13 protein-coding genes are annotated in these 20,793 nt (G+C 59.6%); 8 read left to right on the top strand and 5 right to left on the bottom strand.

Annotation, left to right across the window (positions count from 1 at the left end; all coding sequences use genetic code 11):
- Positions 1-77: 77 nt before the first annotated feature.
- Positions 78-689 (top strand): response regulator, encoded by a 612-nt coding sequence (locus ACW55A_RS16795; protein ID WP_498811105.1) that lies wholly within the window; start codon positions 78-80, stop codon positions 687-689.
- An 8-nt stretch (positions 690-697) separates the two neighbouring features.
- Positions 698-4,318, top strand: a complete 3,621-nt coding sequence (locus ACW55A_RS16790) for a transporter substrate-binding domain-containing protein (RefSeq protein WP_498811056.1) — start codon at positions 698-700, stop codon at positions 4,316-4,318.
- A gap of 91 nt (positions 4,319-4,409) precedes the next feature.
- Here the strand turns inward: ACW55A_RS16790 and ACW55A_RS16785 are convergent, their stop codons facing one another.
- Positions 4,410-4,754, bottom strand: a complete 345-nt coding sequence (locus ACW55A_RS16785; protein ID WP_003346101.1) for a YggL family protein — start codon at positions 4,752-4,754, stop codon at positions 4,410-4,412.
- Positions 4,755-5,092: 338 nt separating this feature from the next.
- Between ACW55A_RS16785 and dacB the strand changes: the two genes are divergently transcribed.
- Complete coding sequence (gene dacB, locus ACW55A_RS16780; protein WP_003366890.1) at positions 5,093-6,559, top strand: D-alanyl-D-alanine carboxypeptidase/D-alanyl-D-alanine endopeptidase; 1,467 nt, start codon at positions 5,093-5,095, stop codon at positions 6,557-6,559.
- 55 nt (positions 6,560-6,614) lie between these two features.
- Here the strand turns inward: dacB and ACW55A_RS16775 are convergent, their stop codons facing one another.
- Both ACW55A_RS16775 and rlmKL read right to left on the bottom strand, forming a co-directional pair.
- Positions 6,615-9,005, bottom strand: a complete 2,391-nt coding sequence (locus tag ACW55A_RS16775; RefSeq protein WP_455807763.1) for a sensor domain-containing diguanylate cyclase — start codon at positions 9,003-9,005, stop codon at positions 6,615-6,617.
- A gap of 202 nt (positions 9,006-9,207) precedes the next feature.
- The gene (gene rlmKL / locus ACW55A_RS16770; RefSeq protein WP_072364697.1) at positions 9,208-11,460 is read right to left on the bottom strand and encodes a bifunctional 23S rRNA (guanine(2069)-N(7))-methyltransferase RlmK/23S rRNA (guanine(2445)-N(2))-methyltransferase RlmL; all 2,253 of its coding nucleotides are present in this window, start codon (positions 11,458-11,460) and stop codon (positions 9,208-9,210) included.
- Between the two features lie 471 nt (positions 11,461-11,931).
- On the opposite strand from rlmKL, the gene rmf reads away from it, so the two are divergent.
- Complete coding sequence (gene rmf, locus ACW55A_RS16765; protein ID WP_499140490.1) at positions 11,932-12,264, top strand: ribosome modulation factor; 333 nt, start codon at positions 11,932-11,934, stop codon at positions 12,262-12,264.
- A gap of 143 nt (positions 12,265-12,407) precedes the next feature.
- Here the strand turns inward: rmf and ACW55A_RS16760 are convergent, their stop codons facing one another.
- Complete coding sequence (locus ACW55A_RS16760) at positions 12,408-13,439, bottom strand: quinone-dependent dihydroorotate dehydrogenase (RefSeq protein ID WP_003346110.1); 1,032 nt, start codon at positions 13,437-13,439, stop codon at positions 12,408-12,410.
- A gap of 251 nt (positions 13,440-13,690) precedes the next feature.
- Here ACW55A_RS16760 and ACW55A_RS16755 point away from each other — a divergent pair, with 251 nt between their 5' ends.
- Both ACW55A_RS16755 and ACW55A_RS16750 read left to right on the top strand, forming a co-directional pair.
- The gene (locus ACW55A_RS16755; RefSeq protein ID WP_065350071.1) at positions 13,691-14,902 is read left to right on the top strand and encodes a CmpA/NrtA family ABC transporter substrate-binding protein; all 1,212 of its coding nucleotides are present in this window, start codon (positions 13,691-13,693) and stop codon (positions 14,900-14,902) included.
- 14 nt (positions 14,903-14,916) lie between these two features.
- Positions 14,917-15,492 carry an ANTAR domain-containing response regulator gene (locus tag ACW55A_RS16750; RefSeq protein WP_044308275.1) on the top strand — a complete coding sequence of 192 codons (576 nt, stop codon included), beginning with the start codon at positions 14,917-14,919 and terminating at the stop codon, positions 15,490-15,492.
- 59 nt (positions 15,493-15,551) lie between these two features.
- On the opposite strand, the gene ACW55A_RS16745 is transcribed toward ACW55A_RS16750, so the two are convergent.
- Positions 15,552-16,799: a glycoside hydrolase family 68 protein gene (locus tag ACW55A_RS16745; RefSeq protein WP_004410489.1), complete on the bottom strand. Its 1,248-nt coding sequence runs from the start codon at positions 16,797-16,799 to the stop codon at positions 15,552-15,554.
- A gap of 900 nt (positions 16,800-17,699) precedes the next feature.
- Here ACW55A_RS16745 and ACW55A_RS16740 point away from each other — a divergent pair.
- Entirely contained in the window at positions 17,700-18,911 is a 1,212-nt protein-coding gene (locus ACW55A_RS16740) for a nitrate/nitrite transporter (RefSeq protein ID WP_003433035.1), read from the top strand.
- A gap of 7 nt (positions 18,912-18,918) precedes the next feature.
- Positions 18,919-20,580, top strand: coding sequence for a bifunctional protein-serine/threonine kinase/phosphatase (locus tag ACW55A_RS16735; RefSeq protein WP_455807764.1), 1,662 nt, complete (start codon positions 18,919-18,921; stop codon positions 20,578-20,580).
- Positions 20,581-20,793: the final 213 nt, after the last annotated feature.

Here is a 20,793-nt window from a genome sequence, read left to right as displayed (position 1 = left end):
GCAGATCAGGGGCTCAAGAGCAGTCAAAGCCTTGTGGGCTTTGACACCAAGCATACGTCTGTCCACAAAAAGTTTTTATCATCGACGATCACCCGGTCATCCGGATGGCGGTAAGAATGCTTCTGGAGAACGAAAACTATGAGGTGGTCGGCGAAACCGATAACGGTGTCGACGCCATGCAAATGGTTCGTGAATGCATGCCCGACCTGATCATCCTCGATATCAGCATTCCCAAGCTCGACGGCCTTGAGGTGCTGGCTCGCTTCAATACGATGGGGCTGTCCTCCAAGATTCTGGTGCTGACGTCGCAAACTCCCAACCTGTTTGCCATTCGCTGCATGCAATCGGGTGCCTCGGGTTATGTGTGCAAGCAGGAAGACCTTAGCGAGCTGCTCAGTTCGGTGAAAGCGGTATTATCCGGCTACAATTACTTTCCCAGTCAGGCGTTGACGTGCGCAGTTCGTGAAGATGGACAGACCCACGAGCTGGAGCTGTTCAAGTTGGTCAATGACCGCGAACTGATGGTATTGCAGTTATTTGCCCAGGGCCGTTCCAACAAGGAAATAGCCAAGGGTATGTTTCTCAGTAACAAAACCGTCAGTACTTACAAAACGCGACTGATGCAAAAACTAAAAACAAGAACCTTGGTAGAACTTATCGAGATGGCAAAACGCAACGCGCTAGTGTGAGAAAACGGATGCCCAAGCGCTTCAGACAATTATTAATACTGGCTACAAGCCTGTGCACAGGCTGGGGTGCTGAGGCCGGTCTTCATGCGGCCGATCACTATACCCTGCTCGGTCGTTCGAGCCCGGCGCACATGGATGTGAAGCTGGACAGTCACCAGTGGCAGTGGGTGCGCGGTCAACGCGAACTGATTCTCGGCACCTCGAACCCCGATTACCCGCCCTTTGATATCACGATGTCGGGTAACGATTACGAAGGCATCACTGCCGATTATGCAGGGATCATTTCGGATGCGCTGGACCTGCCCGTCAGGGTTCAGCGTTTCGAAACCCGTGATGCGGCGATCAAGGCCCTTGCCGCAGGCCAGATCGATCTGCTGGGTACCGCAAACGGTTTTGAAGCCACCGATCGAAACATCAGGCTTTCGCAGCCCTACTCGGTGGATCAACCCGTTCTGGTCACCCGGGTCGGAGACACCCGCCCCCTGAACGAGGGCCTGAAAGGCATGCGGCTGAGCATGGTCTATCACTACCTGCCGCCTGCCGAGGTCGAAGCGTCCTATCCAGGCGCAACGCTGAAAACCTATCCCTCTTTTCAGAACGCCATCAACGCAGTCGCTTTCAATCAGGCGGACGTGTTTCTGGGCGATACGATTTCCACCCAATACATCATCAACAAGGGTTATCTGAACAACGTGCAGATGTCGAATTTCGGCCAGCACGAGCCCAACGGTTTCAGCTTCGCGGTCAGCAACGAAAACACGCAACTGCTGGGCATCATCAATCAGACGCTGAAAGCCATCCCCGTCGATGAACGCATCAATATTTCCAGACGCTGGAGCACGGGCAGCGACCTGATGCTCACCGACCAGAAGCTGCAACTGACGCAACGCGAGGAACGCTGGATCGCGCAGCACCCGACCGTACGCGTGGTCGTCAACGAAGCGTATGCGCCGCTGACATTCTTCGATGCCAAGGGTAACTTTCGCGGCATCACCGCAGACTTGCTCGAACTGGTGCGTCTGCGTACCGGGCTTAGGTTCGACGTCAAACGCTCGCCCAGCCTGACCGACATGCTCAATCAGGTCAGCGAAGGCCAGGCCGACATGATCGGCGCGCTGGTGTCCAGTGATGCGCGTGAGGACCGCTTGAGCTTCACCCGCCCCTACATCGACAACTCGTTCGTGCTGGTCACCCACAAGGGCCAGGGTGCCCCCAGCTATCTGGAGCAGATGGACGGCAAGCGTCTGGCGATCACTCAGGGCAGCCCGGTGCTGGACTGGCTAAGCCGCAAATACCCCAGGGTCGTGCCGCTGGAGATTGACAATCCATTCCAGGCGCTGGACATGTTGTCGCTGGGCAGAGCGGAAGGTGCGGTCATCTCGCTGCTCAGCGCGGACTATTTCCTGTCTTCCGGCATCTTCGAGGAGCGTTTGCAGATGACCGCCACCGTCGGCGAGGATCCGGCGCTGATTTCGATGGCGACCTCACGCAATGCCATCGAGCTGAGTTCGATTCTCGACAAGGCGCTGGCGAGTATCGCGCCGCAGGATCTGGCAGCGATCAACAACCGATGGCGCGTCTACACCCCCTCACGCGCCAACTGGCATGACTATGAGCGGCTGATCTATCAGATTGTGGTGGGTGCAGGCCTGTTGCTGCTGGGCCTGCTGGCCTGGAATGCCTGGATGCGCCGGCAGATACGTCAGCGCGAGGCTGCGGAACGAGCGCTGGGCGATCAGTTCGAGTTCATGCGCGCGCTGGTCGAGGGTACACCGCATCCAATCTACGTACGGGATCGCGAAGGTATGCTGCGCATGTGCAATGACAGCTACCTCAGGGTTTTCTCCGCGCAAAGGGAGGACATCATCGGCAAGAGCGCTACCGAAGGGGTGCTGGGCAATGCCTTCGAAGCCCGGGAATATGCTGCCGACTATCAGCGGGTCATGGCCAGCAATACCGCACTGATCCTCGACCGCCCTCTGCGCATTGGCGATCGACAGTTGACCATCTACCACTGGATCCTGCCGTTTCGTGACTCTCTGGGCGAAGTGCAGGGCATTATCGGTGGCTGGATCGACATCAGCGAGCGTCGCCAGCTCATCGAGGACTTGCAGGCTGCCAAGGAGCAGGCCGACGCCGCCAGCCGGGCCAAGAGCACCTTCCTTGCCACCATGAGCCATGAAATCCGCACGCCCATGAATGCAGTGATCGGCATGCTGGAACTGGCGCTCAAACGTGCCGATCACGGCGAACTGGATCGCTCCGCCATCGAAGTCGCCTACAGTTCGGCCAACGACCTGCTCGACCTGATCGGCGATATCCTCGACATCGCCCGCATCGAATCCGGGCGGCTGTCACTCAACCCCGAGCGGGCGAATCTGCGTCGTCTGGTGGAATCGGTGCTCAGGGTATTCGACGGTCTGGCGCGGCAGAAGGACCTCGAGCTGGTACTGGAACTGGACAGCAGGATCAATGCCGACGTATTGATCGACCCGCTGCGCTTCAAACAGATACTGTCCAACCTGGTCAGCAATGCCATCAAGTTCACCCCGATGGGGCGGATCAAGGTCGTACTGCAGGCAGCCGAAAGTCCGGACCCGCAACTGCTGCATCTGCACATCACCGTTCAGGACAGCGGCATCGGCATCAGTGTCGAAGACCAGCAACGCTTGTTTGAACCGTTCGCTCAGGCCGATAACACCGGACAAATGGCGCGTACCGGCGCCGGGCTCGGGCTGGTGATCTGCCGCAGCCTGTGCATGATGATGGGCGGCAATCTCTCGCTCGACAGCACACCGGGGCACGGTACCCGGATCAGCATGAACCTGGTACTGACCACACTTGAAGCGCTGACCGGGCAGCCCGTCGTTGCGCAACCGGCAGCCGTCGTTCATCAGGCACTCAGAATCCTGATCGTCGACGATCATCCGGCCAATCGACTGCTGCTTTGCCAGCAGCTCGGCTTTCTAGGCCATCACTGCGAAATGGCCGAAAACGGCGCGCAAGGGCTCGAGCGCTGGAAGACCGATACCTTCGATCTGGTCGTCGCCGACTGCAACATGCCGATCATGAACGGCTACGACATGACCGCGGCTATCCGTGAACAGGAGCGCGCCTGCGAACGCCAACGCTGCCCGGTCTGGGGCTTCACGGCCAACGCGCAGCCCGACGAGATAGAACGCTGCCGGGCAGCAGGCATGGACGATTGCATGTTCAAACCCATCAGCCTCTCGATGCTCAGCGAGCGGCTGGCAGCCATTGCCCCGCTGGCGCCCCCGCGGGCCCTCCCCTTCAGCCTCGACAGCGTCAGCAACCTGACCGGTGACCGTCCTGAAATGGTTGAGCGTCTGCTCGCGCAACTGCTGCACAGTAACCACGAAGACCGGCTGTTGCTCGCCAGACTAATGCCGGAAAACAATCGTCAGAAAACCCGTGACCTGGCGCACAGGATCAAAGGCGCGGCACGGATCATCACGGCTTCAAGGGTGGTCGACGCCTGTGATGCGCTCGAACTGGCCTGCGAACCGGACACGCCGGATGAACAGTTCCGCACCTGCCAGCAGGCGGTCGAACTGGCCATGATCGAGCTTGAGGACGCACTGATGCTGCAACAGGCAAAGCCTGACTGAGCGAGCGCTGAAGACGGTATGGCGAGGGTATGTACGAAAGGGTGCGCGGGAACAGGCAAGGGAAGCAGGCGCTGGCCTGCTTCCCGCTACATCAGGCGGCCGGATTGATTTCTTTTTCCGGGTACCAAACGTCGATCAGCGGGCTGACAGTGACTTCTGTCAGTTCGCTGCGGCCCTTGAGCCAGGCTTCGACAGCAGCACGCTGCTCTTCGCTGACCGAGCCACGCTTGCTCAGGCAAACCAGACCGAAGTCGTCGCCGCCCACATAGCCAAGACCGTTGGCTTCCATTGCTTCTTTCAGGAAAGCGTCAAGGAAAGCATCGATTGCCTTGTCGTCCAGCTCTTGCTTGAAGTCCAGGTTCAGTTCGAAACCCAATTCCTGGAACTCGTCCACACACAGTTTCTTGCGCAGACGGCGGGAGCGGTTAGTGGCCATGGGACAATCCTCATCAATAAATATCGGGCGGCACTTTACCAGCTTGGCAATTTAAAAGCCCGACAATTACAGCGGGTGATGGATATCCGGCCTTGCAGCAGCCGCCGATGCCGAATCAATAAAAAATAGCATTTACCGGCTTACCCCCCGGTCACAAGCCTGCCCCGCTTGGGGCATAATGCGACTCGTTTCATGCGTGGCATTGCGTGTTACAAAAAAAGCCCGCCGCGCATTCACTACTATAGTTATCGAAATCGAATCGCCATTTGCAATAGTTACCGAGGGAATTCATCCATGCCCTCTTTTTCGTTTCCCTCTTTGCAGTAGGGTTTTAGTCAATGATCAAGTCGCTACGTCCATTGTTGCTCGCGTCACTTTTTTTGCCCCTGGCTCTGCCCTCCTACGCCGCCGTCATCAACACCACGCTGCCCCCCAAGGTTCAACAGGCTATGAAAGCCAGCAAACTCAGCGATGACGCACTGTCGCTGGTGATGTTGCCGCTTAACGGCCCGGGCACGCCGACCGTGTTCAACGCCGACGTATCGGTCAATCCGGCTTCTACCATGAAGCTGATCACCACTTATGCGGCCCTGGAAATGCTCGGCCCGACCCATCAGTGGAAAACCGAATTCTTCACCGACGGCACTCTGAGCAATGGCGTGCTTCGCGGTAACCTGTATCTCAAGGGCGGTGGCGATCCCAAGCTGAATATGGAAAAGCTCTGGCTGCTGATGCGTGACCTGCGCGCCAACGGTGTACAGCAGGTGACCGGCGACCTGGTACTGGACCGCAGTCATTTTGTGCAACCGCAATTGCCGGTGTTCAACGATGACGGCAATGACGACAACAAGCCGTTTCTGGTCAAACCCGACGCGCTTATGGTCAACCTCAAGGCGCTGCGATTCGTGACCCGTAATGACGATGGCAGGATTCTGGTCTCGGTCGAGCCGCCGATTGCCAGCATCCGCATTGATAATCAGGTCAAGGCAAGCGCCTCGAAGCAATGCACCGGGGATGTGCGCTACAACCCGGTCACCCAGGCCGATGGCAGCGTCAACGTGACGGTCACAGGCCAGCTGGGCAATGGCTGCAACTCACAGACCTACCTGTCACTGCTGGACCATCCGACCTACGCGGCCGGCGCAGTGCGAGCCATCTGGCAGGAACTGGGCGGCACCATTCAGGGCAAGGACCGCGTTGGCGTGCTGCCCGGCAATGCCAAGTTGCTGGCCAAGGCCTTTTCACCGGACCTGGTGGAAGTCATTCGTGACATCAACAAATTCAGCAACAACACCATGGCCCAGCAACTGTTCCTGAGCCTGGGCGAAGAGTTCCGCAACGAAGCGGACGGTGACGACGGCAAGGCCGCGCAACGTGTCATCCGTCAGTGGCTGGCGAAGAAAGGCATCACTGCGCCGCATCTGGTCATGGAGAACGGCTCCGGGCTTTCGCGGGCCGAGCGTGTCAGCGCGCGTGAAATGGCGGTGATCCTGCAAGCGGCCTGGCGCAGCCCCTATGCGGCCGAATTCATGAGCTCGATGCCGCTGGCCGGCCTCGACGGCACCATGCGCAAGCGACTCAAGCGCACCCCGCTGCTGGGCGAGGCGCACATCAAGACCGGCACCCTGAATACCGTACGCGCGATTGCCGGCTTCAGCCGCGACAGTAACGGCAACACCTGGGCAGTCGTGGCGATCCTCAACGACCCGCGTCCGTTCGGCGCATCCTCGATACTCGACGAGGTACTGATCGATCTGTATCGACAGCCCAAGCTGACCAACACCACGGTCTCGATCCAGCAATAACCAACCGATACTGGCCATCAACAACAGACCCGCTGTCGCAGCGGGTCTGTCTTCATCAGCGTTGCTCAGGCTCGACCCGATCGCGACCGGCCTGTTTCGCCGCATAGACACCCGAGTCGGCGCGCAGCAACATTGCGTCGACACCCTCACCCTCGCGCCAGCTGGCGATCCCGAAGCTGCCCGTGACCACCTGATCGACGCCTTCGATAACCTGCTTGCGCAGTTCATCGCGCAGGCTCAGTGCCAGTTGATAGGCCTGGGCACCGCGCGTTCCCGGGCAGATCACCATGAACTCTTCGCCACCCAGGCGGCAGAACACATCATCGCTGCGCAGCCGCTGGCTGATCTTTTCCGAAATGGCCTTGAGCACCTGATCGCCTGCGGCGTGCCCGAAGCGGTCATTGATCCGTTTGAAGTGATCGATATCGAGCATGATGACCGACAGGTTACCGCCGTGCCGGTCGATTCTTTTCAGCTCGGACTGCATCCGGTCCTGAAAGTAGCGCCGATTATAGGCACCGGTCAGCACGTCAGTGACCGACAGCGCACGCAACTCCTGCTCGACGCGCTTGAGGTCGGTGATATCGGACACAAAGCCATGCCACAGCACGCTGCCATCGGCCAGGCGCTCAGGCGTCGACGCCGAGCGTAGCCAGCGCAAACCCTTGCGTGGCAGATCGACGCGGTACTCCTGACTCCACGGTGTCAGGTGTTTGGCGCTGATCAGAATGGAGCTTTTGACCCGTGTCAGATCCACCGGCTGTATGCGTTGCAGGATAGTTTCAGAGTCGCCCAGCAACTGCTCTTCATCCACTTCGAACAGCTCGCACATGCCGGCGCTGGCGTACCTGAAACGCGCGCTGCCATCAACGGCCAAATGGTACTGGTAAATACCGCCCGGGACTTGCGAGCCGAGCTTTTTCAGCAACTGCCCCTGCTCGGCAAGGGCCTGATTGACACGCTTGTGCTCGGTAACGTCGATGCACACGGCCAGATACCCGGTCCAGAGCCCCTGATCGTCACGCACCGCGGTGACCAGCATATTCACCACCAGCGTGCTGCCATCGCTGCGCTGCAGGGTCCACTCCTGCGAAGGATGGTTACCATCCTGCACGGCGTCGAGAAACATCAGTTGCGAGGCGCTGATCGGTTGCCCGCGGCTTTTGCTCAAGCGGCTCGCTCGGGCCTCCAGATCAGCAGACTGATAAAAGTCCATGAGGCGAAACCTGCCCAGCACATCCTCCTGTGCATAGCCGAGCATTTTCTGTGCCCCGACATTGAACGTCTTGATCAGCCCGTCCAGATCGGTCGCGATGATTGCCACTTCTGTCGCCGCATCCAGCACACTGCGCAGTTGACCGTGCGCAGCCCTCAATTGTTGCTCGCGCTGGCGCAGCTCGCGGGTACGCTGCGCCACCCGTTGCAAGGCGCGCTGACGCTGGCTGATCAGGCTGTAGAGCAAGGCACTGAGCATCAGGCTCAAAAGTCCTCCAAGCCACAGCACCCGACCGGGCATCATGATCTGGTTATTCAGACTGAAAATCTGCGTAGGGCGAACCTCGACCAGATAATCCCTGTCGCCCAGGCTCAGCAGGCTGCTGGCGTACAGCTGATTGCGTATTGCGCGGAGCGGAGACTGGTAGACCTGCTCGGGCGTTTCCGGCGAACTGAGGTCGAGCATGGTCACGGCAAGGTTGTCCTGCTCCGCCGTTCCAACGTTCATCAATTGCGTCAGGCTGATCACTGCGGTGACGTAGCCCCTCAATTGCGGAACCGGCTGGCCAATCGAGAACACCGGTGCGACCAGCAAAATGCCGTAGGTATCGGACGGCTCCAGAGACAGCAGGCGAATACGAGGCGTTGCGACCGTTCGTTTCAGCAACCGCGCACGCTCCAGAGCGGCACGCCGCACCGGCTCGGAAGCAATATCAAACCCCGCTGGCGTTGGAATGTTGCTGAGGGTCTGGATGAATCGAACCGGGAAGTATTCATTTCGCACGGCGGCGATTTTCAAGGCGCCGTTTTCATCCATCTCGCGTATGGCATACCCGGGCGATCCTTCCTCACGCGACTGTCGTTCAAAGGCTGCACGCTCGGCCTGCAGCACCCTCGGGTTCCAGGCATACGCCTGGGTGCCAATCAGCAACGGCGCGACAAACCCGTCGAATTCGGACAGTTCAACCTGATGGGAGTAGATAAAAAAGCGAGCCAACGTGTCGAGCCGGGTGACCTGCCGGTCCAGACGCTCCTGCAGGCGACTGAAGCGCTCCGCGGCAACCATGTCGAAACGCTGACGCAACTGGCGCTGATACAACTCGTTATCGGCCAGCGCCAGCATGATCGTAAGTGCCGTACCGATCAGCAATACCAGCACTGCGATAAGCCACGCTGATCGCTGACCATTGATGAAACTCAGAATTCTCAGCTTGAACCGTTTCACTGTCATACACACAAACTCATGACGCCAACATACGGAAGCGTCAGGCTGGCTATGACTTCTGTTATAGCTATTCGCCAGTAATTTTCATAGGCTTATGGCGGTTTCAGGACGATCCGTTGGTCTGTCTGCACGGGCATGCAAGCGAGTGCAGGAGGTATCGCGAGGCGCGATGAACGGACCATTACCGATCAGTTCATCACGCACCGGATCAGCTATGCGCCATGATTTTCCAGGCGCGGTGGATCTTGCCGTTACGGGCGAAGTCCTGATCGATGGTTTGCGCGGTAATGTCCTCGACCGCGTAACGCTGACTCAGGTTTTCATCAAGCACAAACTTGCGGAAGTTGTTGGAGAAGTACAACACGCCTCCCGGTGCGAGACGCGCCATGGCCAGATCGATCAGCTCGACCTGATCACGCTGGACATCAAAAATGCCTTCCATGCGCTTGGAATTGGAGAACGTCGGCGGGTCGATGAAGATCAGGTCGTACTCGTCGCGATTGGCCTGCAGCCAGGCCATCACGTCGCCCTGCTCGAGACGATTCTTGTCGGAGAAACCGTTCAACGACAGGTTACGACGCGCCCAGTCCAGATAGGTCCGCGACAGGTCGACGCTGGTGGTGCTGCGCGCACCGCCCTTGGCAGCATGCACACTGGCCGTCGCCGTGTAGGCAAACAGGTTCAGGAAGCGCTTGCCGGCCGCCTCGCGCTGAATACGCATGCGCATCGGCCGGTGATCGAGAAACAGCCCGGTGTCCAGGTAGTCGGTCAGATTGACCAGCAGCTTGACGCCGCCTTCGCTGACTTCCAGAAACTGGCCCTGGGCGCTCTGGCGCTCGTACTGCTTGGTGCCGCTCTGACGCTCGCGACGCTTGATCACTACGCGGTTCTTGTCGATGTTCAGGGCTTGCGGAATGGCCGCCAGCGCATCGAACAGCCGGGCTGACGCCTTTTCCGGATCGATGGACTTGGGTGCGGCGTATTCCTGAACATGCACCCAGTCGTGATACAGATCGATCGCCAGCGAGTATTCAGGCATGTCGGCGTCATACACGCGGTAGCAATCGATCCCCTCGCGACGTACCCACTTGCCCATCAGCTTGAGGTTCTTTTGCAGGCGATTGGCAAACATCTGCCCGCCTTCACTCAGGCGCGCCTGTTCGACCACCACCGGTTCCGGCTTGATCGGGTTGCCGTTCTTGTTGAGTTTGCGCTCAACGACTTCAACCTCGACCGGGTTTTCGCGTTCGATCTGACGCTGCTCGGGGGTGCGTCGCTCGCCGGTCACGAACTGGTCAGGCGTGACCTTGATCAGCAGCAGCTTGCACGGCAAGGCGCCGTTCCAGAACGAATACTGTTTGTGGCTGCGAATGCCCATGCGCTTGCCGAGGTCCGGCGCGCCGGTGAACACCGCAGCTTCCCAGTTAAGGCAGGCCTGACGCAGGCGCTCGCCGAGGTTCTGGTAGAGATACAGCAGGCTGGCTTCGTCACCCAGGCGCTCGCCGTACGGAGGGTTGCAGATCACCAGACCTTTCTGGTTCTGGTCGGGACGCGGCTCGAAGGTCGCGACTTCGCCCTGATAGACCTTGATCCAGTCACTCAGACCAGCACGTTCGATGTTGTTGCGTCCCGGCTGGATCAGTCGCGGATCAGCCTCGTAACCGCGAATCCACGAAGGTGTTTTGGCCAACCCGGCTTCTGCGCGGGCCAGCGCTTCGTCGTGCAGCTTGCGCCACAGCGCCGGGACGTGGCCCAGCCAGGCCGAGAAGCCCCAGCGTTCACGCTTGATGTTCGGGGCGATGTCGGCGGCGATCATCCCGGCCTCGACCAGAAACGTACCGACACCGCACATCGGGTCGGCCAGCGCGCCGCCCTCGGCAGCGATGCGCGGCCAGCCAGCACGAATCAGGATAGCGGCGGCGAGGTTTTCCTTCAGCGGTGCAGCGCCCTGCTGCAGACGGTAACCGCGCTGGTGCAGGCTATGCCCGGACAGGTCGAGGGACAGAATGGCTTCGCCGCGATCCAGGCGCAGGTGCACGCGCAGATCGGGGTTGATCTTGTCGACCGAAGGACGCTCGCCATCCGGAGTACGCAGCTTGTCGACGATCGCATCCTTGACCTTCAATGCACCGAAATGGGTGTTATCGATGCCCGAACCATGACCACTGAATTCCACCGCAATGGTGCCGTCGGATTCAAGATGATCCTGCCACTCGACATCCAGTACGCCGTGGTAGAGGTCTTCGGCATCCTTCATCGGGAAGCGCTTGAGCACCAGTAACACGCGGTTGGCCAGTCGCGACCAGAGACACAGCCGGTAAGCGGTCTCCATGTCGGCCGAGCCGCGAATGGCTGAAGTGTGCTCGCGGGTCTCTTGCAGGCCCAGCGCAGTGGCTTCCTCGGCAAGCAGGCCTTCGAGGCCCTTGGGGCAAGTGAGGAAAAGTTCGTAGCGATCCGACATGTGTATTCCAGGGCCTGAGCCGTCTGCGGCGGGCAACGCATTGCCCTGCCAGATTTGAACAGGCGTCTTTCATGGAGAACGCCTGCGTGGCACGTGATGTGTGCCGGTCCACCGCATGATCCTGTCATGTCATTGCGGCAGTTCTGGCGCGTATTAGAACAGATATCAGGCAAGTCGATGTCGGCAATAAGGCACGCAATCAAAAGTGGTGTTTTGAAAAGTCACATTTGTGCAGCGCCGATCATGACCCTTCGTCGCTTAAGCAGCCAAGACATTGAGCCAGTATATGAGCCTGATAAGCGATTTCAATTAGCCTGCAAACGCCCATGTTCAAGGGGCTGCAGAAAAAATCATGCTTGAAACAGATCATCGCTTATTGCTCGACAGACCTGAATGTGACGTGCTTATGACAAAACGATCATTCACACCGCCCTGCGCTTTGGTTAGAAATCGTCTCAGGTCATCGCCGCAATGGTGGTGGCATCAAGGCCCGCGACGCCGGCAGCGGGCCCCAACGGCAGAAGATTCTGCCCGACCTCATCACGGGGTCTCAGGGATATTACAGTCAACAGACGAGGGCATTACCCTATGAGAAGACTTAAGCGTGATCCGTTGGAAAGAGCATTTTTACGCGGATATCAATACGGCGTTCATGGTAAATCCCGTGAGCTTTGCCCTTTTACTCTACCGTCAGTACGCCAGGCATGGATCAATGGCTGGCGCGAAGGACGCGGCGACAACTGGGACGGTATGACCGGCACTGCGGGCATCCACAGACTCAACGAACTTCACGCGGTCGGATGAGGCGATTCACATCAAAGACTTTCGGCCTCTGTCGGGCCACACACATGATTGACTGATTCACACCTGCACCATGCACGCCCGACCCGGGCGGCGGGCCAACGCCCAGGGGCTCTCTTGCAGAGCCCCTTTTTTTTACCCCGGGTTCAGCGTGCGGCGCGAGGCATCGCCGCAATGGCATCCACCGACTCGCGAATCAGCGCAGGGCCCTTGTAGATGAACCCCGAATAGATCTGCACCAGACTGGCCCCCGCAGCGATCTTCTCGGCGGCGTGTCGGCCTTCGGTGATCCCGCCTGCGGCGATGATCGGCAGACGCCCCGCGAGCTCACCGGCCAGGACCTTGACGATGTGCGTGCTTTTTTCCCGAACCGGCGCGCCCGACAAGCCGCCTGCCTGATCAGCATGCGGAAGGCCTTCGACGCCTTGGCGGCTAAGCGTGGTGTTGGTGGCGATGACTGCGTCCATACCGGACTCGATCAGGGCTGCGGCCACCAGCACGGTCTCTTCGTCGGTCATGTCCGGGGCAATCTTGATCGCCAGCGGCACACGCCTGCCATGCCGTTGCGTCAGCTCCTGCTGGCGCAGGCTCAGGGCCTGGAGCAGTTGCTTGAGCGAGTCGCCGAACTGCAGGCTGCGCAGCCCCGGCGTATTGGGCGAACTGACGTTGACCGTAACGTAGCTGGCATGGGCATAGACCTTGTCCAGACAGATCAGGTAATCGTCGACCGCACGCTCGACCGGCGTGTCGAAGTTCTTGCCGATATTGATGCCCAGAACGCCTCGATATTTTGCCGCTTCGACACGGGACACCAGGTTGTCGACACCCAGATTGTTGAAGCCCATGCGATTGATGATCGCCTCGGCGTTGGGCAGGCGGAAAATACGCGGTTTGGGATTGCCCGGCTGAGGACGTGGCGTCACTGTGCCGATCTCGACGAACCCGAAGCCCAGTTGCGCGAAGCCATCGATGGCTGCACCATTCTTGTCCAGGCCGGCTGCCAGCCCAACAGGGTTGGGAAATTCAAGGCCCATCACACTGACCGGCAACTTCGCCGGGGACTTGCTCAGCAGGCCATTGAGGCCCAGCCGTCCGCCTGCACCGATCAGGTCCAGCGACAGGTCATGAGAGGTTTCCGGGGAAAGTTTGAACAGTAACTGGCGGGCCAGGTTATACATGGCGGGATGGGCTCGTGAGCAGCTGAATTCAGGGTGGCGATTATAGACGTGTGCGGGCCTGTCAGGCGAGGCGCGCGACAAACTTGTTGCTCGCCCCTCCCCGGCGATGGCATATGCCTTGCTTGAAACCGCTATCGGCACTCACTCCAACGGCGGAGCGGTGCATGGACAACGGCGTCGCTTCGACACTTGCATTGCAATGGGTCGGACGACGCCTTTTTTCTGGACGGACCTTTGATGAAGCACGCGCGATGAACGAACGAACCGGTAATGCGCTGGACTGGGTGGCCGGTAGCGACGCCCCGGAAATGAACAGCCTGGACGTGGGCTTCATGGCATTGACCGACTGCGCCCCGCTGGTGGTCGCGGCCACTCAGGGTTTCGCCCAGCCTTACGGCCTGAGCCTGAACCTCGAGCGTCAGACCTCCTGGGCCGGGCTGCGCGACAGGCTGGTCAGCGGGCAGTTGCAGGCGGCACACAGCCTGTACGGTCTGATCTATGCGGTGGAACTGGGCATCAGCGGTGGCCCGGCGGCCGACATGGCCATCCTCATGGGGCTCAACCAGAACGGCCAGTGCATCAACCTGTCCCGCGAGTTGCAGCAGGCGGGCGTGATCACTCCTGAAGCACTGGACAAACGCGCGCACCAAAGCGGATCAAGGCTGACCTTCGCGCAGACCTTCCCCACCGGCAACCACGCCATGTGGCTCTACTACTGGCTGGCCAGTCAGGGCATTCATCCGCTCGATGATGTGACCAGTGTCGTGGTGCCGCCCACGCAAATGGCGCAACACCTGCAGGCTGGGCGCATCGACGGTTTCTGCGTCGGCGAACCCTGGGGCGCCAGCGCCGTTCAGCAGCAACTGGGCTTCACCATGGCCACCAGCCAGTCGATCTGGCCGGATCACCCGGGCAAGGTGCTGGGCTGTACCCGTGAGTTCGTCGAGCAGAACCCCAATACCGCCAGAGCGCTGATCATGGCCGTACTGGAAGCGAGCCGCTTCATCGAGGAAAACGATCATAACCGGCGCAGCACCGCACAACTTCTCAGCGGTGCCGATTACCTGGACACCTCAGTGGACTGCATCGAGCCGCGCCTGCTCGGTCAGTACAGCGACGGTCTCGGCAATCGCTGGCAAGACCCTCACGCGGTCAGCTTCCATGCCCAAGGACAGGTCAACTACCCCTGGCTGTCCGACGGCATGTGGTTCATGACCCAGTTCCGACGCTGGGGCCTGTTGCGCGAAGACCCGGATTACCTGGCGGTCGCCAGTCGCGTCCAGCAACTCGACCTGTACCGTCAGGCGGCCAGCGCGCTGGGCATCGACGTACCCGCCGCAACCATGCGCAGCAGTCAGCTGATCGATGGCAGGATCTGGGACGGCAGCGATCCGGCGGGCTACGCGCGTAGCTTCAAGCTCCATTCGCTGGCCGACGACGCGCCCGCTGTGGCCAGTCGTTGACGGAGAACGTGACCATGCTGCGTATCCTGCTTATCAATGACACCGCCAAAAAGGTCGGTCGCCTCAAGTCAGCCTTGATAGAGGCCGGTTTCGACGTGATCGACGAATCCGGCCTGATCATCGACCTGCCCGCACGCGTCGAAGCCGTGCGCCCGGACGTCATCCTCATCGACACTGAATCGCCAGGTCGCGACGTGATGGAGCAGGTGGTGCTGGTCAGCCGCGACCAGCCACGTCCCATCGTGATGTTCACCGACGAGCACGATCCAGGCGTGATGCGCCAGGCCATCAAGTCCGGGGTCAGCGCTTATATCGTCGAGGGGATTCAGGCACAACGGCTGCAACCAATTCTGGATGTGGCAATGGCCCGCTTTGAAAGCGATCAGGCGCTGCGTGCGCAATTGCATGCCCGCGATCAGCAACTGGCCGAGCGCAAGCGCATCGAGCTGGCCAAGGGGCTACTGATGAAGATGAAGGATTGCAACGAAGAAGAGGCTTATACGCTGATGCGACGTCAGGCAATGAGTCGTCAGCAGAAGCTGATTCAGGTGGCCGAGCAGATTATCGCAATGAGCGAACTGCTGGGCTGAAGCCAGGAAGAACGCCTGCCCGCACAGGCGTTCTTCCGCGTTTACAGGGGCGCAGCCTGTCAGCTCAACTGCACATCCTTCATCGCCGGGACGTAGCCGTAGTCATACTCTTCCTGCACGAACGAGCGGTCGCCCTTCAACAGGATTCTGACCGTCGGCGCCTCGGTGCCGCCGATACGGTAGTCATCGCCGGTGGTGGGCACGCTGTCGATGAACGAAGTCACCAGGCCGTTGGGCATCACACAGTGGGAGTACGTCTGGAATGGCTGTGCAGGCGGATTGCCCAGCACCAGTCCGGAAGCGTTCATCGGCCGGTAAGGCCCGAACAAATGCTCGCCCACAAAACCGTAAACGCCGTCCGGCCCGGTCACACCGTCGGCATACGTAAACTTGTGACTAATGGTGAATAAATAATACTTGCCGTCCTGAAAGACATAATGCGGACGTTCAGTCTGGTCATTGACGCCCACCGCAGTCACCAGTGGCGGTAGTATTTCCCACTCTTCTCCGCTGAGATCTTTCGCAACTGCCAGGCCGATACAGCCCACTTGAAAACGCGCACCCCCCACTTCTTCATGGCCGGGTGGCACCGGGCCAAGTTCTGCAGCGCCAACGGTATGCGTACCGCGTTCACCGGCCACATTACCTTCAAAGACCATATACAACTTGCCATCATTGGGATCAATAAACGGACTCGGGTCGCGGAAGTTCCACGTCGAGTTCTGCGCTTCGGTTTGATAATAAGTGCCGTCGGCCTCGAACAGTTTTTTGACCTGGGTAAAGTCTTTCAACTCCACGCCCTGATCGGACGTCACAATACGGCCGCGCACTTTGGCAATGGTCGCCCCCGGTGTCACGCAGGTGTAGTAAAGATCGATATCACCCTTGTCATTCAATAATACCGGTGTGCCCGCCCACTCACGGGTGGTGGGCGACACGCCTTCGGCCATGACCCGGCCACCGAAGATCCAGTTCTTGCCGGTGCGCGAATACCAGTAGCACATGCGCGCCCGCCCATGACGATCTTCCCAGTCGCGCTTGATGTCGTAGCGGCCGTTGGCGCCGAGATACTGCGGGTCATCGGGATGGCGATCAGCCGTCAGTGTGACGATAACCGACCAGCCGTTGACTGAGACCACCGTGCCGTCAAGCTCTCGCAACGGCATGGTGTCCCAGATGAAGACCTTATCACTCATGACCGGAAAGTCCGCTTTTACCAATGGCTGCGTGGTGGTCGGGTCATTTTCATTGACCTTCAACGCATCGGCACGGGACCAGATGGTAGGTGCGTAATTGATGTTACTCATGATGATGATGTCCTTTGCTGGCGCCTGTACAAGCAGCGCGTATAGGAAGGCAACACGGCAGGCATGCGTGCAATGCCGAGGTGCAGAGTGTGTCGGGCATTCAGGTGTCGAGGACAGCCGGACGCCGATAAAAGAGCGAGTAGCCGATGACTTCTTTCAAAGTAAGCATTTATCGAGATTGACTGGCAAACTGCAACTACAGATTACCGGATTGAAAAGTGAAACCACCTTTTTAATAAGCGTCACACGTCGCAACAGAAGCGATGTTCTCAGAGATGCCACGCAAAGTAAATTAAATATTTACAGCGTTGCTATCGTACAACTGCGAGAGCTGCGCATTAAATTATATATATTAAGGCCACCATAGCTGCGTATCGAAACAGCATCACAATGACAGTACTTACACGCAAAACTGATGGCACATTAAATAATATTAAATAGTTTGAACTTTAATAAAACATACTTAAACCCTGTTAACTGCCTGTTTCTGTTGACTGATACGGACTGTGCAAGCCGTTATCTGGCTTTTCGCCGCCACGCCCTTTTTTGCAGCGCGCCTGATGGCCCACGCCCGGTTCGAGGTCATACATCAGTCTGCTCGCAGTCTCTGAAAGCCATACAACCTGTCTGCAACTATGGCTGACGCGCCTGCACGACCATTGGCCCGTCTATTGCTAATGCAATCGCACCGGTAGCCAACGGCGGCTATCACCTTTTACGACAAAGACGTCGCTCATCTCTTTCCGCCCCGTGGACAGAGAGGCGACGTTTTTTGCGTTTTGGCCCCGGCGAAGGGGCCGGTGGAGTCGCCGTCATTCGGAACACTCCACCACAGCGTCTGAACCACCCGTGTCGCGGTCATGGCCCGACTGACTAACTAGCAGATGATGAGGTGTGCACATGGATACAAGCTTCTGGAAGGCAGGCCACAAACCGACCCTGTTCGCGGCCTTTCTCTATTTTGACCTGAGTTTCATGGTCTGGTACCTGCTGGGCCCACTGGCGGTACAGATTGCCACTGACCTGCACCTGACCACTCAGCAACGTGGCCTGATGGTCGCCACGCCGATTCTGGCGGGCGCGGTGCTGCGCTTTTTCATGGGCCTGCTGGCCGACCAACTGTCGCCCAAAACCGCCGGAATCATCGGCCAGGTGATCGTCATCGGCGCGCTGCTGGGTGCCTGGCAATTGGGCATTCACACCTACGGCCAGGTGCTGGTACTGGGCGTGTTCCTCGGCATGGCCGGTGCTTCGTTCGCCGTCGCGCTGCCCCTGGCGTCGCAATGGTATCCGGCGCAGCACCAGGGCAAGGCCATGGGTATCGCCGGTGCGGGCAACTCCGGCACTGTACTGGCCGCGCTAATCGCGCCGGTGCTGGCCGCCAGTTTCGGCTGGGGCAACGTCTTCGGCCTGGCGCTGATCCCGCTGGTTCTGACCCTGATCGCCTTCACCCTGATGGCCCGCAACGCCCCGCAACGCAGCAAACCCAAATCCATGGCGGACTACCTCAAGGCGCTGGGTGACCGTGACAGTTGGTGGTTCATGTTTTTCTACAGTGTGACGTTCGGTGGCTTCATTGGCCTGGCCAGCGCCCTGCCCGGCTATTTCAACGACCAATATGGCTTGAGCCCGATCACTGCCGGTTACTACACCGCTGCCTGTGTGTTCGGTGGCAGCCTGATGCGTCCGTTGGGTGGTGCGCTGGCCGACCGTTTCGGCGGGATTCGCACGCTGACCGTGATGTATGCGGTTGCCGCCATCGGCATTGCCGCCGTGGGCTTCAACCTGCCGAGTTCGTGGGCAGCACTGGCGTTGTTCGTGGCCGCGATGCTGGGCCTGGGGGCCGGCAACGGTGCGGTGTTCCAGTTGGTACCGCAGCGCTTCCGCAAGGAAATCGGGGTCATGACCGGCTTGATCGGCATGGCCGGTGGCATCGGTGGCTTCCTGCTGGCGGCGGGCCTGGGCAGCATCAAACAGAACACCGGCGACTACCAGTTGGGTCTGTGGCTGTTCGCCGGCCTGGCGATACTGGCCTGGTTCGGCCTGCTGAACGTCAAACGTCGCTGGAGAACCACCTGGGGTTCGGCCGCGGTCACGGCGGCCCGGGTCTGAAGCGCCGATGACCCTGCAACTGCAGTTCGCTCAATTCAGCGCCAGCGGACCGCGAGCGGAGAATCAGGACGCCGTGCGCCTGGTCACGCCAGTCCCGGCACTGGCGGCCAGCAAGGGCTATCTGTTCGCCCTTGCCGACGGCGTCAGCCAATGTGCCGACGGCGCACTGGCCGCGCAGTCGACCCTGCAGGCGCTGGCCCTCGACTATTACGCCACGCCGGAAACCTGGGGCGTGGCGCAGTCCCTTGATCGCCTGCTGCTGGCGCAGAATCGCTGGCTGCTGGCCAACGGCCTGTTGACCACCCTCAGCGCTCTGGTACTGCGTGGCAGGCGTTTCACCCTCGCCCATGTCGGCGACTGCCGGGCTTACCGCTGGCACACCGGAACGCTGAAACGCATCAGTGAAGATCACGTCTGGGAACAGGCCGACATGCAGCATGTGCTCAAACGTGCGCTGGGCCTGGATCAGTACGTGGTCATGGATTACCTGGACGGCGAGCTGTGTGAAGGCGAACGCCTGCTGCTGGTCAGCGACGGCGTATGGGCGGCACTGGGCGATGCAAGTATCCGCTCGATTCTGGGCGAACAGCACGACCTCGACGCGGCAGTGAAAACCCTGGTCAGCGCGGCGCACCTGGCCGGCAGTCAGGACAATGCCAGCGCCCTGCTGATTCAGGTCGACACGCTCGGCGAGGACGATCTGGGCGATACGCTACTGCAATTGCAGCAATGGCCGCTGCCACCCGCACTCAAGGCCGATCAGACATTCGAAGGCTGGAAAGTCGTCAGCATCGTGGCGCAATCACGCCAGTCCATCGTTTATCGAGTCACCGATATCAATGAGCAGCCCTGGCTGCTGAAGACCCTGCCAGCCAGTCGTCATGACGAGACCGGTGCCGGTCAGGGTTTACTGCTGGAGGAGTGGTTTCTGCGTCGGGTCGCCGGGCGTTTTTTTCCCGAGATACACCCGCTGCCAGACCGTCAGCATCTGTATTACGTCATGCGCGAGTATCGCGGGCACACAATGGCCGAGCGCTTCACCGACAAAGGGCCGTTGCCGCTGGCCCAGTGGCAGGACTTGGCCACCCGACTGTTACGGGCCACGGGCCTGCTGCATCGACGCAACATCATCCATCGCGATATCAAACCGGAAAACCTGCTGCTGGCCGAAGACGGCGAGTTGCGCCTGCTGGACTTCGGCCTGGCGTTCTGCCCGGGCCTGTCGGCGGTCAACACCGAAGACCTGCCCGGCACACCCAGTTATATAGCACCGGAAGCCTTCAACGGCGCCGAACCGCATCCGCAACAGGACCTGTACGCAGCAGGCGTCACCTTGTACTACCTGCTGACAGGGCAATACCCTTACGGCGAGATCGAAGCCTTTCAGCACCGTCGCTTCGGCGCACCGATACCTGCCAGTCGTTATCGACCGGATCTGCCGCAGTGGCTGAGCCAAAGCCTGGACAAGGCACTGCACGCCGACCCGAGCCAGCGTTATGAAACCGCCGAACAGTGGTTGCTGGAGCTGGAGCAGGCCGAGCATCGTCCGCTGGTGGCAAAGCCGCGTCCGCTGCTGGAACGCGAACCGCTGAAAGTCTGGCGAACACTGGCGTTGCTCTCTCTGCTGTTCAACCTGATGCTGGTGATCTGGTTAATGGGCCGCCACTGAGCCCTTGCGCCCCGCTTCTGTGCAACGCGCCTCAACGCAGTGCAGAAAGCGCCAGGGTTATCGACTGCACACCGCGCAGGCTGGCAAATCCGAGTTGGCACAAGCGCTGCATGGTCACTGGCAGATAATTCATAACACGCCGCCCTCAACGATGAAGGCTGCGTCTCCCGAGCGAACGGGACCGGACAAAGGCGTCCTCGTCAGGCCACTGAC

Source organism: Plantibacter cousiniae (nom. nud.), assembly GCF_977070315.1.
Note: the sequence above shows the minus strand (reverse complement) of the source record. Positions and strands in the feature narration are given on the sequence as shown.